The following is a 14,020-nucleotide window of genomic DNA, read 5'->3' as shown; positions in this document are numbered from 1 at the left end:
GACAAAAGCTGTCCGCGAAACTTCGCGCCGACGCGAGAGCGGTGACATAGAGTATTCAGGTGCCTAAAAAGACCTCATCCGCCCCTGCCCTCGACCAAACGCGGCTCATAGTTCAAGGCGCGCGCGAGCATAACTTGCGCAATGTGGATCTGGATTTGCCGCGCGACGCGATGATTGTGTTTACCGGGCTGTCGGGTTCGGGTAAATCCTCGCTCGCCTTCGACACGATTTTCGCCGAGGGCCAGCGCCGCTATGTGGAATCGCTGTCCGCCTACGCCCGCCAGTTTTTGGGTCAAGTGGACAAGCCCGATGTGGACTTCATCGAGGGACTCTCGCCAGCGGTGTCCATCGACCAAAAATCCACGAGCAAGAATCCGCGCTCCACGGTCGGCACCATTACCGAAATCTATGACTATATGCGCCTTTTGTGGGCGCGCATTGGGCACCCGCACTGTCCCATCTGCGGCGAGCCGATTACCAAACAAACCCCGCAGCAAATTGTGGACCAGCTCTTGGAGTACCCGGAGGGCACCCGTTTTCAAGTTCTGGCGCCCGTTGTCCGCGGACGCAAGGGGGAGTTTGTTGACCTCTTCCGCGAGTTGAGCGCCAAAGGCTACGCCCGCGCGATAGTTGACGGCAACATGGTTCAGCTCAGCGAGCCCCCCACCTTGAAAAAGCAGTTCAAGCACAGCATCGATGTGGTGGTGGACCGTCTCGCCGTCAAGGACGGCGTGCGGCAACGTCTAGCGGACTCGGTGGAAACCGCGCTCGGCCTCGCCGACGGCCGGGTCGTGGCGGACTTTGTGGACCAGGACAGTGATTCGCCCGAACGCTACCGCGCGTTTTCGGAAAACTTAGCGTGCCCGAATGAGCACCCGCTCACCATTGATGAGATCGAGCCGCGCTCCTTTTCCTTTAACAATCCGTTCGGCGCGTGCCCGGCATGTACCGGAATCGGGACCAAGCTGGAAGTCGATGAGGAACTCATTGTCCCCAATGAGGACGCGACCTTAGCCGAAGGGGCAATTGCGCCCTGGGCCCGCGGCCCCTCCACCCAAGAATATTGGACTCGGCTCATGGCCGGACTTGGCGAGGAAATGGGATTCTCCGTCACCACCCCGTGGAAGAAGCTGAGCAAGGAAGTCAAGCAGACGCTGCTGCACGGCAAAGACCACAAGGTCGTGGTGCAGTACCGCAACCGGTTCGGCCGGGAACGCAAATACAGCACCGGGTTTGAGGGGGCGGTGCAGTATGTCCAGCGTAAACACCTGGAGACCGAATCCGATTACGCGCGCGATCACTACGAAGAGTACATGCGCCAAATTCCGTGCCCGGAATGCGGGGGAGCGCGGCTGAACCCGACGAGCCTTTCCGTGCTGGTCAATGGCAAATCGATTTCCGAGGTGTCCGCGCTTCCCATGCGCGAGGCGCAAGCGTTCTTGATGAATCTTCAGCTCAGCGCGCGCGAATCGCAAATCGCGGCCCAGGTGCTCAAAGAAATTCAAGCACGCCTGCAATTCCTGTTGGACGTGGGACTGGAATACCTCAATTTAGAGCGCGCCTCGGGAACGCTCTCCGGCGGTGAGGCGCAACGCATTCGCCTGGCAACCCAGATCGGTTCCGGGCTCGTGGGCGTGCTCTACGTGCTGGATGAGCCCTCCATCGGCTTGCACCAGCGCGACAACCGCCGCCTGATCGAAACCCTGACCCGCCTGCGGGACCTGGGCAACACGCTCATTGTGGTCGAACACGATGAAGACACCATCCACGAAGCGGACTGGATTGTCGACATCGGACCGGGTGCCGGCGAGCACGGCGGCAAAGTGGTGCACTCCGGTCCTTTGGCCGAACTGAAAAAGAACACCCAGTCCGTCACCGGTGACTATTTGTCCGGCCGCAAGGCCATTGCGGTGCCGGCAAAGCGCCGACCGATCGACAAGAAACGCATGTTGAGCGTGGTGGGGGCAAAGGAGCACAACCTCAAAGACCTGACGGTGGACTTTCCGCTGGGCGTGTTGACCGCAGTGACCGGAGTGAGCGGATCCGGGAAATCGACGCTGGTCAACGAGATCTTGTACAAGGTATTGGCCAACAAGCTCAACGGGGCGCGCCAGGTGGCTGGGCGGCACAAATCCATTAAGGGTCTCGAGCACCTGGACAAAGTGATCCACGTCGACCAAAGCCCCATTGGCCGGACGCCGCGGTCAAACCCGGCAACCTACACCGGGGTATTTGATCACGTGCGCAAGCTCTTCGCCGAAACCCAAGAAGCGAAGCTGAGGGGCTACCAGCCGGGCCGGTTTTCCTTCAACGTCAAGGGCGGGCGTTGCGAGGCCTGTAGCGGCGATGGCACCTTGAAGATTGAAATGAACTTCCTCCCCGACGTGTATGTCCCATGCGAAGTGTGTCACGGCGCCCGTTACAACCGCGAGACCCTCGAGGTGCATTACAAGGGCAAGACGATCGCCGACGTGCTGGACATGTCCATCGAAGAGGCGGCAAAATTCTTTGCCGCCTTCACCCCGATCGCCCGTCACCTCAACACACTCGTGGACGTGGGTCTTGGGTATGTGCGCCTCGGACAGCCCGCCACCACGCTTTCCGGTGGTGAGGCGCAGCGCGTGAAACTTGCCAGCGAGCTCCAGAAGCGCTCGAACGGGCGTAGTGTCTACGTCCTCGACGAGCCCACCACCGGACTGCATTTTGAGGACATCCGTAAGCTCTTGCACGTGCTACAAGGACTCGTGGACAAGGGCAACACCGTGATCACCATCGAGCACAACCTGGATGTCATCAAAAGCGCCGATTGGATCATCGACCTCGGTCCGGACGGCGGTTCCGGCGGCGGCACCGTGGTCGCGACCGGCACTCCGGAGCAGGTCGCGAAAAACAAGGACAGCTATACCGGCACGTTCCTGGCGGAAATCTTTTCGGAGAACCGATAACGCACCGCAGCCGCCCGGCGGCATATTCCTTTACGGGAATATAATTTTCGGTAAATGCGTCCTCGGTGTGAGAAACTTTCTCGGTGACCCCAGCGCCGCTCTACGCCCTCTTCGACCTCGACGGCACCCTTGTCGACCCGCAAGGAGCCATCACCGACGGTGTAGCAGACGCCCTTGCGGCGCACGGCATAGAACGCCCAGACGAGGCGACGCTGCGCACCTTCGTCGGACCGCCCATGACGGTGCGCCTGGAGGAGCTCTATGGCCTCGACGCCGAAACAGCGCGGCACATCGTTGACCGCTACCGTAAGAAATATGTCTCCGAAGGCATGTTTAAGAGCGAGGTCTACGCTCAAGTACCCCAGGTTTTGGCGACCCTCGAGCATGCCGGTGTTCACCTCGCCGTCGTAACTCAGAAACCGCAACCGGTGGCCCACGCACTCTTGGACGCGATGGGGCTCAGCGACTATTTCGCCAACGTGTACGGCGACCTCGGCGCCGAAACCGAAGGTAAAGAGCCGATCCTTCGCCGCGCGCTTGCCGACCTGCCCGCGGGTTCCCGCGCCATCATGATTGGCGACCGTCGCTACGATATCGAAGCCGCCCAAGCGCTCGGCATTCCGGGCTGGGGCGTCGCGTGGGGGTATGCCGCCCCCGGCGAACTCGAAGCAGCGGGCGCCCAATGGATCGCCGCTACACCCGAAGAACTCGGCGACAAACTGCTGGAAGTGAACCGCGCATGAAGATGCTGGACGCAAGCCGAGTCACCACCGGCTCAGTGATCAAGGGACTGTGCCGTCCCACGGTCAACGGGCTCGAAAACGTCCCGACCACGGGCCCGCTGATTGTGGCGCCGAATCATCTCTCTTTCTTTGACTCCATCATTGTGCAAACGCTGATGCCGCGGCGCATCGCCTTCTTCGCGAAAGCCGAATACTTCACGTCTCCGGGCGTAAAGGGAGCATTTTGGCGTTGGTTCTTTGGCTCCACCGGATCCATTCCGGTACAGCGCGGGGAACACGCGGCAAGCGTCGCGGCGCTGCAGAGCGCGCTGGAAGTGCTCGAATCGAATGAGGCGTTCGGCATCTACCCGGAAGGGACGCGCTCTCGGGACGGGCGGCTCTATCGGGGGCGCACCGGCGTTGCCTGGCTCGCGCTGACCACCGGCGCCCCCGTCGTCCCGGTGGGCCTCGTCGATACCGATAAGCTCCAGCCCGCCGGTTCCAACCTCATCCGTCCGCACCACTTCACCATGAATATCGGCAAGCCGCTGCACTTTGACCGGCTCGGCCCGGACCATGCCCTGCCAGCCCGGCGCGAAACCACCGATGCGATCATGGACGCCATTGCAGCCTTGAGCGGCCAGGAGCGCGCCGACCATTACAACCAGAGCCCGAGCACCGAATAGCGCGCACCGGGGAAACGCTCCAGAATCACGCCCTCGGCAAAAGCGGGCGCGTGGCTCGCTCCTGGGCGGGGCGGGCAAACTAGACTTGTCGAGTGGCAGATCCGCAGAGCTATCGACCCAAAACCGGTGACATCCCCACCGACCCCGGGGTGTATCGATTCATTGACGGCAATGGCCGCATCATTTATGTCGGCAAGGCCAAGAATCTGCGCAACCGGCTCACCAGTTATTTCGCGAACCCGCACACGCTGACCAGCAAGACGCGCAATATGGTCTTCACGGCGGTCCGCGTGGAATGGACCGTTGTCGCCACCGAACTTGAGGCGCTCCAGCTGGAGTACAGCTGGATCAAGGAGTTCATGCCGCGCTTCAACATCGTTTTCCGCGATGACAAAAGCTACCCGTACCTGGCGATCAGCATGAATGAGGAATTCCCTCGGGTACAGGTGACCCGCGGCAAGAAACGCAGGGGCACCCGCTATTTCGGCCCCTATTCGCAACCGCGCGCGCTCCGCGAAACCATGGACTCGCTCTTGCGCGCCTTCCCGATCCGCTCCTGCTCCTCCGGGGTCTTTGCCCGGGCCCAACGTTCGGGCAAACCCTGCCTGCTCGGCTATATCGGCAAATGCTCGGCACCCTGCGTCGGCAACATCAGCCAGGAAGCGTACTACGAGCTCGCCGAGTCTTTCGTGAACTTCATGGACACCAACGCGAAGCAACACATTCACCACGTCGAAGAGCTCATGGCTGATGCGGTGTCCAAACTCGAGTATGAGCGGGCCGCCCAGTTGCGCGACGAAATTGCCGCGCTCCGCAAGGTCTTTGACGGCCCGAACATCGCCACCATGCTCAACGAGAACACGAACGGCGACTTCTTTGCCGTCCATGCGGACGAATTAGAGGCCGCCATTCAAGTGTTCTATGTCCGGCAGGGCCGCATTCGCGGCCACCGCGGCTGGGTGAGCGAACGCAGCGACGATTCCAGCACCGCGGACATGCTCCAACAGTTGCTCATGCAGGTGTATAGCGACGGACAATTGGCGGACAACGGGCTCCCCGGCAGAATCTACGTTGAGGAAAATCCCACCGACCAGGATCAAATCGAAGAGCTCCTGGGCGCCGAACGCGGCACCTTGGTGACCATCAAGGTCCCCCAGCGCGGCGAAAAGGCCGCGCTCATGCGCATCCTCGCTGAAAATGCGAAACAGGCCCTCGCCTTGCATAAGTCGCAGCGAGCCAGCGATATCTCCATCCGGTCCCAAGCGCTCGAAGACTTGCAGCAGGCCCTGGGGCTGCCGCAGGCGCTCTTGCGTATTGAGTGCTTCGACATTTCGCACGTGCAGGGGACCAACGTTGTCGCTTCGATGGTGGTGATGGAGGACGGCCTCGCTAAGAAGAGCGAATACCGTAAGTTCAATATCACCGGGGACGCCGCCCGCGACGACACGGCCAGCATGTATGACGTCATCACCCGCAGGTTCCGCAATTACGTTGCCGAACAGGCCGAGATCGCGGCCGCCCGCGGCGCCTCCGAGCTAGAAGCCCTACAGGCCCGCGAGGAGGCCAGGGCGCAAGAGGCCATCCAGGACACCACCACCCAAACGAGCGCCCGCAAGTTCGCCTACCCGCCCAACCTCGTGGTGGTGGACGGCGGCCAGCCGCAAGTGAACGCCGCGGCCCGGGCCCTGGCGGATCTTGGGATTACCGATATCGCGGTCGTGGGGCTCGCCAAACGCCTGGAAGAAGTGTGGCTTCCCGAGGACGACTACCCGGTCATTCTCCCGCGCTCCTCTGAAGCGCTGTATCTCATCCAGCGTCTACGCGACGAAGCACACCGCTTCGCGATCACCTTCCACCGCAAGAAGCGCTCCAACTCCATGATTGTGTCCGCGCTGGATGGCATCAACGGGCTCGGGGAAAGCAAACGGAAAGCGCTCATCAAGCATTTTGGTTCGTTGAAAAAGATTCGCGCCGCGAGTGTCACAGAATTGCAGCAAGCCTCCGGGATTGGTCCGCGGCTCGCCGAAACAATTCATGCCCACCTCCATGAAAAGAACGACGGCGATGCTCGCCAAATCATCAACCTCACCACCGGTGAGGTGCGTGAGGAAGAGTAGGGCCTAAGCATATTAGGCTAGAGAAGACAGGCCGGGAGACGACGGCCCCAACAGCCCGCCTCACGATGTCAAGGAGTTAATGCATGAGCGAAGATGCCGGTCTTCGTAGCGAAAAACCTGCCCAATCGGAGATTCTGGTGGTGACCGGAATGTCGGGTGCGGGTCGATCGACCGCGGCCAACGCCTTGGAAGACCACGGCTGGTACGTCGTGGAAAACCTTCCGCCGCAAATGCTCGGCCCGTTGAGCGAACTGGTGGCACGCTCGCCGGAAACCATGCCAAAACTCGCCGTGGTTGTCGATGTGCGCACCCGGGAACTCTTCCGCGAAGTGCGTGAGGCGCTGGCCGGTTTGCGCTCGGCGGGGGTGGACTACCGGGTGCTGTTCCTGGACGCCACCGATGACGTGTTGGTTCGCCGCTTTGAACAAGGCCGCCGCCCGCACCCCTTGCAGGGCGATGGGCGCATTTTGGACGGCCTCGCCTTAGAGCGCGAAGTGATGAACGAGGTGCGCGACTTCGCCGACCTGCGAATCGACACCACAGACAAAAACGTCCACCAGCTGGCCACCACCATCACCGACCTCTTTAAAGAGGACGGGCCCATTGTGCTGCGCATCAACGTGATGAGTTTCGGCTTCAAATACGGGCTGCCGGTGGATGCCAACTATGTGGCCGATGTGCGGTTTTTGCCCAACCCGCACTGGGTTCCCCAGTTGCGCCCGCTCACCGGGCAAGACGAGGCCGTCTCCGAGTTTGTGCTGCACGAAAACGGCGCCGAAGAGTTTGTCGAGAAGTACGTGAGCGCCCTGGAACCGGTCTTTGAGGGCTACCGCAAGGAAAACAAGCACTACGCCAATATTGCGATCGGTTGTACCGGCGGAAAGCACCGCTCGGTGGCCGTGGCAATCGAACTGGGCAAGCGGCTCGCGCAATTGCCCGGGGTGAAGGTTGCCGTGCACCACCGAGACTTGGGCCGAGAATAATATGTGGACCGGCTCTCTACCGATACTTCCGCCAGCCGCCGGTAAACCGGAACCGACCGATCAAAGCCGGCCCAACGTCGTCGCACTGGGGGGCGGGCACGGGCTCTACGCATCGCTTTCGGCGCTGCGGCACGTGACCGGGGAACTCACCGCGGTGGTGACCGTCGCCGATGACGGCGGCTCCTCCGGGCGCTTGCGCACCGAGATGGGCGTGCTCCCGCCCGGCGATTTGCGGATGGCGCTCGCCGCGCTCTGCGACACGAACGACTGGGGACGCACCTGGCGAGACGTGATGCAACACCGCTTTGTGTCCCAGGACGGCATTGACGGCAGCCTCGACGGGCACACCCTGGGCAATCTGCTCATTGTCACGCTCTGGGAACTCCTAGGCGATCCGGTGGCCGGTCTACAGTGGGCGGGCGCGCTGTTGGGTGCGCGGGGGACTGTGTTACCGATGTCCAAGCTTCCGCTCACCATTGAGGGCGATGTCTTGCAAGAGGTCAACGGGCAGCTGAGTACCGCGAAAATTGTCGGGCAGTCTCACCTTGCCCGTGCCGGGGCACACAATGTGGTGTCCAATGTGCGGCTCTTTCCCGAGGACGCGCCCGCCTGTGAAGAAGCTCTCAACGCCATTGAATTCGCCGATTGGGTCGTGCTGGGGCCCGGGTCCTGGTACACCTCGGTCCTACCGCACTTGCTGCTTCCAGAGATGCGCCGCGGACTGCAAAATTCCACCGCCAAGCGAGCGTTGGTCATGAATTTGAGCACAGAAACCGAGGAGACGGTGGGCATGAGTCCCAGCGATTTCCTGCGTGTCATCAAACGCTATGCGCCCGAGTTGCGCTTTGATGTCGTGGTCGCGGATCCTACGGTGCTACACCCCGGGGACGGGTTTGAGGAGGCCGCACGCGAGTTGGGTGCACAGGTGAGCGTGAGTAAGCTTGGCGTGTCGAGCGGTGAGCCGATCCATGATCCGATCAAGCTCGCCGCCGCAATGAACGAGATATTTGAGGGCTAAGGGGAGTACATGGCGCTGACAGCAGAACTGAAAGAGGAACTCTCCAGGCTCGAAGTCAAGAAGTCGGTTATTAAGCGTGCCGAAACCTCGGCAACCCTCCGTTTTGCCGGAGGACTGCACATTATCTCCGGGCGCATCGTCATTGAAGCCGAAGTAGATTTGGCCTCCACCGCGAGACGGCTCCGGGCGACCATCGCCGAAGTTTTTGGGCACCAGAGCGAAATCATCGTGGTCTCCGCCGGGGGATTGAGGCGTACCAGCCGGTATGTGGTCCGTGTGGTCAAAGATGGCGAATCCCTGGCACGCCAAACCGGTTTGCTGGATGCCCGCGGCCGCCCGGTGCGCGGTTTGCCTTCGGCGATCGTCAACGGTTCGGTGGCCGAAGCCGAGGCGGTGTGGCGCGGTGCGTTCTTGGCGCACGGTTCGCTCACCGAACCGGGACGCTCCTCGGCGCTGGAGATTACCTGCCCTGGCCCGGAATCGGCACTCGCCTTGGTGGGCGCCGCGCGACGCCTCGGCATTGCCGCCAAAGCCCGCGAAGTGCGCGGCATTGACCGGGTCGTGATCCGCGATGGCGATACGATCGCCGCACTGCTGACCCGGATGGGAGCGCATGACACCTTGCTGGTGTGGGAAGAGCGGCGAATGCGCAAGGAGGTTCGTGCCACAGCCAATCGGCTCGCGAACTTCGACGACGCGAATCTGCGCCGCTCCGCGCAAGCGGCCGTTGCCGCCGGTGCACGCGTGGAACGGGCGCTGGAAATCCTCGACGACGATGTCCCCGATCACCTCAAATATGCGGGCGAACTGCGCACCGCGCACAAGCAGGCGAGCCTGGATGAGCTTGGCCGTCTCGCCGATCCGCCCATGACGAAGGACGCGATCGCCGGTCGGATTCGCCGACTTTTGGCCATGGCGGATAAGCGGGCCGCCGAGCTCGGCATACCGGGCACCGAAGAGAGTGTGACGGAAGAGATGCTGGATGAATAGGATGGGAAATAGGTCACTCATTCCCTGAGTTGAACCCAGTAGGAGAAACCGGCGAGGTTTCGCCCGCGCGGCCACGACAAGACTGGCCGCACACATCGAAATTGGAGGAATACGTGAGCAATTTCACCGAGTACACCCTTCCCGATCTGCCCTATGACTATGCGGCTTTGGAGCCTTACATCTCCGCGCGCATCATGGAGCTTCACCACGACAAGCACCATGCGGCATACGTGGCCGGTGCGAACAAGGCCATGACCCAGCTCGCGGAAGCTCGCGAGAAGGGCGAATACGGAAATATCAACCAGCTCTCCAAGGACCTCGCGTTCCACACCGGCGGTCACACCAACCACTCGATCTTCTGGAATAACCTGTCCCCGGACGGCGGCGACAAGCCCACCGGCGAGCTCGCAGCCGCGATCGATGACGCGTTCGGCTCCTTCGACAACTTCCGTGCACAGTTCACCGCAGCGGCGCTCGGTCTGCAGGGATCCGGTTGGGCATTCCTGTCCTTCGATCCCATCGGCGAGAACCTCTTGATCGAGCAGCTTTATGACCAACAGGGCAACGTTGCCGCAGGCGTGACCCCGCTTCTCATGCTCGACATGTGGGAGCACGCGTTCTACCTGGACTACGTCAACGTCAAGGCCGACTATGTGAAGGCGTTCTGGAACATTGTGAACTGGGAGGATGTCGCCAAGCGTTTTGAAGCGGCCCGCAACGGTTCGCACAAGCTGATCGCGGTAGAGGGCTAAGAACTCTCCCGCATCCCTTACCCGAGCCTGCCTCTCGCTTTCGCGGCGACGCCAATGCCGTGATTGTGAGAAGTAGCGAACGGGTGATGTAATGTAAGTCACGTCCCTTCGCGAAACGAAGGTGAAACATGGACTTCATCGAAGGCACATTGCCGTGCAATGCACAGGCAGTGTGCCTTTGTGTTTTAAGGAACCTGGTATCCCGCACACAGCGGGGTGCATCTATTGAAGGAGAGTAATTCGTGGCCGTCAAAGTAGGAATTAACGGTTTTGGCCGCATTGGACGCAACTTCTTCCGGGCCGCCCTCGAACAGGGCGCGGACCTGGATATTGTGGCCGTCAACGATCTCACAAGCCCGGAAACTCTGGCTAACTTGCTCAAGTTCGACAGTGTCGCAGGCAAGTTGAGCGAGGACGTGTCCGTCGAGGACGGAAACCTCAAGGTCGGAGACAAGACGATCAAGGTGCTCGCCGAGCGCGACCCGGCGAACCTGCCCTGGAAGGACCTGGGCGTTGACATTGTGATTGAGTCCACCGGTTTCTTCACCAAGGCGGCGGATGCGCAAAAGCACATTGACGCCGGTGCGAAGAAGGTCATCATCTCGGCTCCGGCCACCGATGAGGACGCCACCTTGGTCATGGGTGTGAATGATGAGAGCTATGACCCCGAGACGCAGAACATCATTTCCAACGCGTCCTGCACCACCAACTGCTTGGCACCGCTCGCACAGGTCTTGAACGATACCTTTGGCATCGAAAAGGGTCTGATGACCACGGTGCACGCCTACACCGCTGACCAAAACCTCCAGGACGGCCCGCACAAGGATCCGCGCCGCGCCCGCGCTGCCGCGATCAACATTGTGCCGACCTCCACCGGCGCCGCCAAAGCAATCGGCCTGGTGCTTCCCGAACTCAAGGGCAAGCTCGACGGTTTCGCCATGCGTGTTCCGGTACCCACCGGTTCGGCAACCGACCTGACCGCCGAGGTCTCCCGCGAAACCACCGTGGAAGCTGTCAACGCCGCCTACAAGGCCGCCGCCGAAGACCCCAAGTGGAAGGGCATCCTCGCGTACTCGGAGGATCCGCTGGTGTCCTCAGACATTGTCGGAGACCCGCATTCCTCCATCTTTGATGCCGGACTTACCCGTGTGATTGGAAATCAGGTTAAGGTAGTTGCGTGGTATGACAACGAGTGGGGTTACTCTAACCGCCTCGTTGACCTGACCGAACTGGTCGCCTCGAAACTCTAAAACCTAAGGAGCCGTTGCGTGAGCGCGAAAACCCTGGACAGCCTGCTTCACGAGGAGATGAAGGACCGCTACGTGTTGGTCCGCTCGGATCTGAACGTACCGCTGGACGGGGAGGGCGCTGACGCAACCATTACCGATGATGGCCGTATTCGCGCCTCGCTGCCGACCTTGGAAAAGTTGGTCGGCGCGGGGGCGAAGGTCATTGTCATGGCGCACTTGGGCCGACCCAAGGGCGAACCCGACCCCCAGTATTCGCTCGCGCCGGTCGCAAAACGGCTTGGCGAACTGGCCGACTTCCCGGTGGAATTCGCCACCGACCTGACCGGCGAGGACGCGCGCGCCAAGGCGGAAGCGCTCCCCGGCGGATCGGTACTGCTGCTGGAAAACGTGCGCTTCGATCCGCGTGAAACCTCAAAGAACGACGGCGATCGGCTGGCTTTGGCGAAGGAACTCGCCTCGCTCACGGGGAACCAGGGCGTATACGTCGATGACGCCTTCGGCGCTGTACACCGCAAACACGCGAGCGTTTACGACATCGCAACCGTCCTCCCGGCCTACGCTGGCGGTTTGGTCGACACCGAAATCCAGGTTCTCAACAAGCTCACCCAGGACCCGGAACGCCCCTACGTGGTCGTGCTTGGCGGCTCCAAGGTTTCCGACAAACTCGCCGTGATCGACTCGCTCCTGGATCGCGCCGATTACCTGCTGATCGGCGGCGGGATGCTGTTCACCTTCCTGGCCGCTCAAGGGTTGCGGGTTGGCGCAAGCCTCCTGGAAGAAGACCAGATCGCTACCGTCAAGGATTACCTGCGCCGCAGCGAATCCGGCGAGGGCGCAAAGATCGTCCTACCCACCGACATTGTGGTTGCCGACAAATTCGCCGCCGACGCGGACGCCGAAACACTGGGGGCCGATGAAATCGCGTCCGGGACCTTTGGCGAGGCGGCCATCGGCCTCGACATTGGACCGGAAACCGCTCAACAGTTTGCCAATGTGATCACAGACGCCAAGACCGTCTTTTGGAACGGCCCGATGGGTGTGTTCGAATTCGAGCAGTTCTCGGCCGGGACCCGAGCCGTCGCGCAAGCACTCGTGGATGCCACCAAGGACGGCGCATTCACCGTCGTCGGAGGTGGCGACTCCGCTGCCGCGGTGCGTACACTCGGGTTTGAGGAGTCCGGTTTCTCCCACATCTCCACCGGGGGCGGAGCAAGCCTGGAATTCCTTGAGGGCAAAGAACTGCCTGGCGTCACGATCCTGAATTCCTAGCGACGCGACACTCTTTCCCATCACCACTTCAACACCTGTGAGGCACCCATGACGATTGTGACCGACGGCAAATTCGAGCGCACCCCGCTGATCGCCGGCAACTGGAAGATGAACCTGGACCATCAGCAGGCCATCACCCTGGTACAAAAACTGGCCTGGACCTTGGACGATGCCAAGCACGACTACTCCCGCGTCGAAGTAGCCGTCTTCCCGCCATTCACCGATCTGCGTTCGGTACAGACCTTGGTGCATGGCGATGACCTCGATCTCAAGTACGGCGCTCAAGACCTCTCCGAATTTGACTCGGGCGCATACACCGGTGAGATTTCGGGGGAGTTCCTTGAGAAGCTCGGCTGCTCCTTTGTGTTGGTCGGCCACTCGGAGCGCCGCACCATTAACGGGGAAACCGACGATCTTTTGGCCCGCAAGCTACAGGCGGCCTACCGCCACAACATCACCCCGGTCTTGTGCGTTGGCGAAGGTCTCGAGGTTCGCAAGGCGGGCGAGCATGTCCAATACACACTGGACCAAGTGCGTGCCGACCTGGAACCGATTACCGCCGAACAGGCCCGCTCGCTTGTGATCGCGTACGAGCCGGTGTGGGCCATTGGCACCGGTGAAGTCGCCGGCCCCGAGGACGCCCAAGAAATGTGCGCGGCCATTCGCGACGAACTTGCGAAACTCTATGACGAATCGGTCGCGAAAGACGTTCGACTGCTCTACGGCGGTTCCGTCAAGGCGGCCAATGTTGCCGCGATCATGCGTTCGCGCGACGTGGACGGCGTGTTGGTGGGTGGCGCGAGCCTGGACGCCACCGAATTTGCTAATATTGTCAGGTTCGAACAACACCTGGTGACCGGTTAGCCACTCTGGCCCGGAACCGCGAAAGGCTTCTGCGTGGAAATTCTCAATGTCGTCAAGATTGTCCTCTTGGTCATTCTTGGAATCACCAGCTTCTTGTTGACCGGACTCATTCTTTTGCACAAGGGCCGTGGCGGCGGCGTCTCCGACATGTTCGGCGGCGGCTTTACCTCCAACCTGGGAGCCAGCGGCGTTGCAGAAACAAACCTCAACCGCATCACGGTCTTCATCGGCTTGACCTGGGGGCTTGTGATCATTGCGCTTGGCCTGATCCAGCGCTTCGCCCAATTCGGCGACTCCTAACCTCATCTATGTAGCGCGACACGCCGAGGAAACACGCGTTTCCTCGGCGTGTCGCGCTACATAGACGAGGGCGCGCGCCGCGACGGTCACCCGAACCGAGGCCCTTTCCCGCGCGCACTTGATT

The 14,020-nt window shown here is 61.2% G+C and carries 12 protein-coding genes; all 12 read left to right on the top strand.

Annotated elements, in window-relative coordinates:
* Window positions 1-59 precede the first annotated feature (59 nt).
* On the top strand, window positions 60-2,945 hold the full coding sequence (gene uvrA / locus O148_RS15480; protein WP_035745424.1) for an excinuclease ABC subunit UvrA: 2,886 nt from the start codon (window positions 60-62) through the stop codon (window positions 2,943-2,945).
* An 83-nt stretch (window positions 2,946-3,028) separates the two neighbouring features.
* Window positions 3,029-3,688 carry an HAD-IA family hydrolase gene (locus O148_RS0107650; RefSeq protein WP_026530447.1) on the top strand — a complete coding sequence of 220 codons (660 nt, stop codon included), beginning with the start codon at window positions 3,029-3,031 and terminating at the stop codon, window positions 3,686-3,688.
* The gene (locus O148_RS0107645; RefSeq protein WP_026530446.1) at window positions 3,685-4,353 is read left to right on the top strand and encodes a lysophospholipid acyltransferase family protein; all 669 of its coding nucleotides are present in this window, start codon (window positions 3,685-3,687) and stop codon (window positions 4,351-4,353) included. The genes O148_RS0107650 and O148_RS0107645 overlap by 4 nt, the downstream gene beginning before the upstream one ends.
* A gap of 92 nt (window positions 4,354-4,445) precedes the next feature.
* Window positions 4,446-6,470, top strand: coding sequence for an excinuclease ABC subunit UvrC (gene uvrC, locus O148_RS0107640; RefSeq protein WP_026530445.1), 2,025 nt, complete (start codon window positions 4,446-4,448; stop codon window positions 6,468-6,470).
* A gap of 83 nt (window positions 6,471-6,553) precedes the next feature.
* Window positions 6,554-7,453, top strand: a complete 900-nt coding sequence (gene rapZ, locus O148_RS0107635; RefSeq protein WP_026530444.1) for an RNase adapter RapZ — start codon at window positions 6,554-6,556, stop codon at window positions 7,451-7,453.
* Window position 7,454: 1 nt separating this feature from the next.
* Window positions 7,455-8,471, top strand: coding sequence for a gluconeogenesis factor YvcK family protein (locus O148_RS0107630; RefSeq protein ID WP_026530443.1), 1,017 nt, complete (start codon window positions 7,455-7,457; stop codon window positions 8,469-8,471).
* Between the two features lie 9 nt (window positions 8,472-8,480).
* A complete protein-coding gene (whiA, locus tag O148_RS0107625) occupies window positions 8,481-9,461 on the top strand; it encodes a DNA-binding protein WhiA (RefSeq protein ID WP_026530442.1) in 981 nt (326 codons plus the stop codon).
* 113 nt (window positions 9,462-9,574) lie between these two features.
* A complete protein-coding gene (locus O148_RS0107620; protein ID WP_205618175.1) occupies window positions 9,575-10,213 on the top strand; it encodes a superoxide dismutase in 639 nt (212 codons plus the stop codon).
* 242 nt (window positions 10,214-10,455) lie between these two features.
* Window positions 10,456-11,463 carry a type I glyceraldehyde-3-phosphate dehydrogenase gene (gap, locus tag O148_RS0107615; protein WP_026530440.1) on the top strand — a complete coding sequence of 336 codons (1,008 nt, stop codon included), beginning with the start codon at window positions 10,456-10,458 and terminating at the stop codon, window positions 11,461-11,463.
* Between the two features lie 18 nt (window positions 11,464-11,481).
* Window positions 11,482-12,732 carry a phosphoglycerate kinase gene (locus tag O148_RS0107610; protein ID WP_026530439.1) on the top strand — a complete coding sequence of 417 codons (1,251 nt, stop codon included), beginning with the start codon at window positions 11,482-11,484 and terminating at the stop codon, window positions 12,730-12,732.
* Window positions 12,733-12,780: 48 nt separating this feature from the next.
* Complete coding sequence (tpiA, locus tag O148_RS0107605) at window positions 12,781-13,596, top strand: triose-phosphate isomerase (RefSeq protein ID WP_026530438.1); 816 nt, start codon at window positions 12,781-12,783, stop codon at window positions 13,594-13,596.
* A gap of 33 nt (window positions 13,597-13,629) precedes the next feature.
* Window positions 13,630-13,896, top strand: coding sequence for a preprotein translocase subunit SecG (secG, locus tag O148_RS0107600; protein WP_026530437.1), 267 nt, complete (start codon window positions 13,630-13,632; stop codon window positions 13,894-13,896).
* The last annotated feature ends 124 nt before the right edge of the window (window positions 13,897-14,020 follow it).

The organism is Haematomicrobium sanguinis DSM 21259 (assembly GCF_000688395.1).
GTDB classification, from domain to species: domain Bacteria; phylum Actinomycetota; class Actinomycetes; order Actinomycetales; family Micrococcaceae; genus Haematomicrobium; species Haematomicrobium sanguinis.
Note: the sequence above shows the minus strand (reverse complement) of the source record. Positions and strands in the feature narration are given on the sequence as shown.

Bases quoted from the DNA above. Each gene is read 5' to 3' on its own strand.
- O148_RS0107645 (WP_026530446.1), top strand. From the start codon at position 3,685: ATGAAGATGCTGGACGCAAGCCGAGTCACCACCGGCTCAGTGATCAAG.
- rapZ (WP_026530444.1), top strand. From the start codon at position 6,554: ATGAGCGAAGATGCCGGTCTTCGTAGCGAAAAACCTGCCCAATCGGAG.
- O148_RS0107630 (WP_026530443.1), top strand. From the start codon at position 7,455: ATGTGGACCGGCTCTCTACCGATACTTCCGCCAGCCGCCGGTAAACCG.
- whiA (WP_026530442.1), top strand. From the start codon at position 8,481: ATGGCGCTGACAGCAGAACTGAAAGAGGAACTCTCCAGGCTCGAAGTC.
- tpiA (WP_026530438.1), top strand. From the start codon at position 12,781: ATGACGATTGTGACCGACGGCAAATTCGAGCGCACCCCGCTGATCGCC.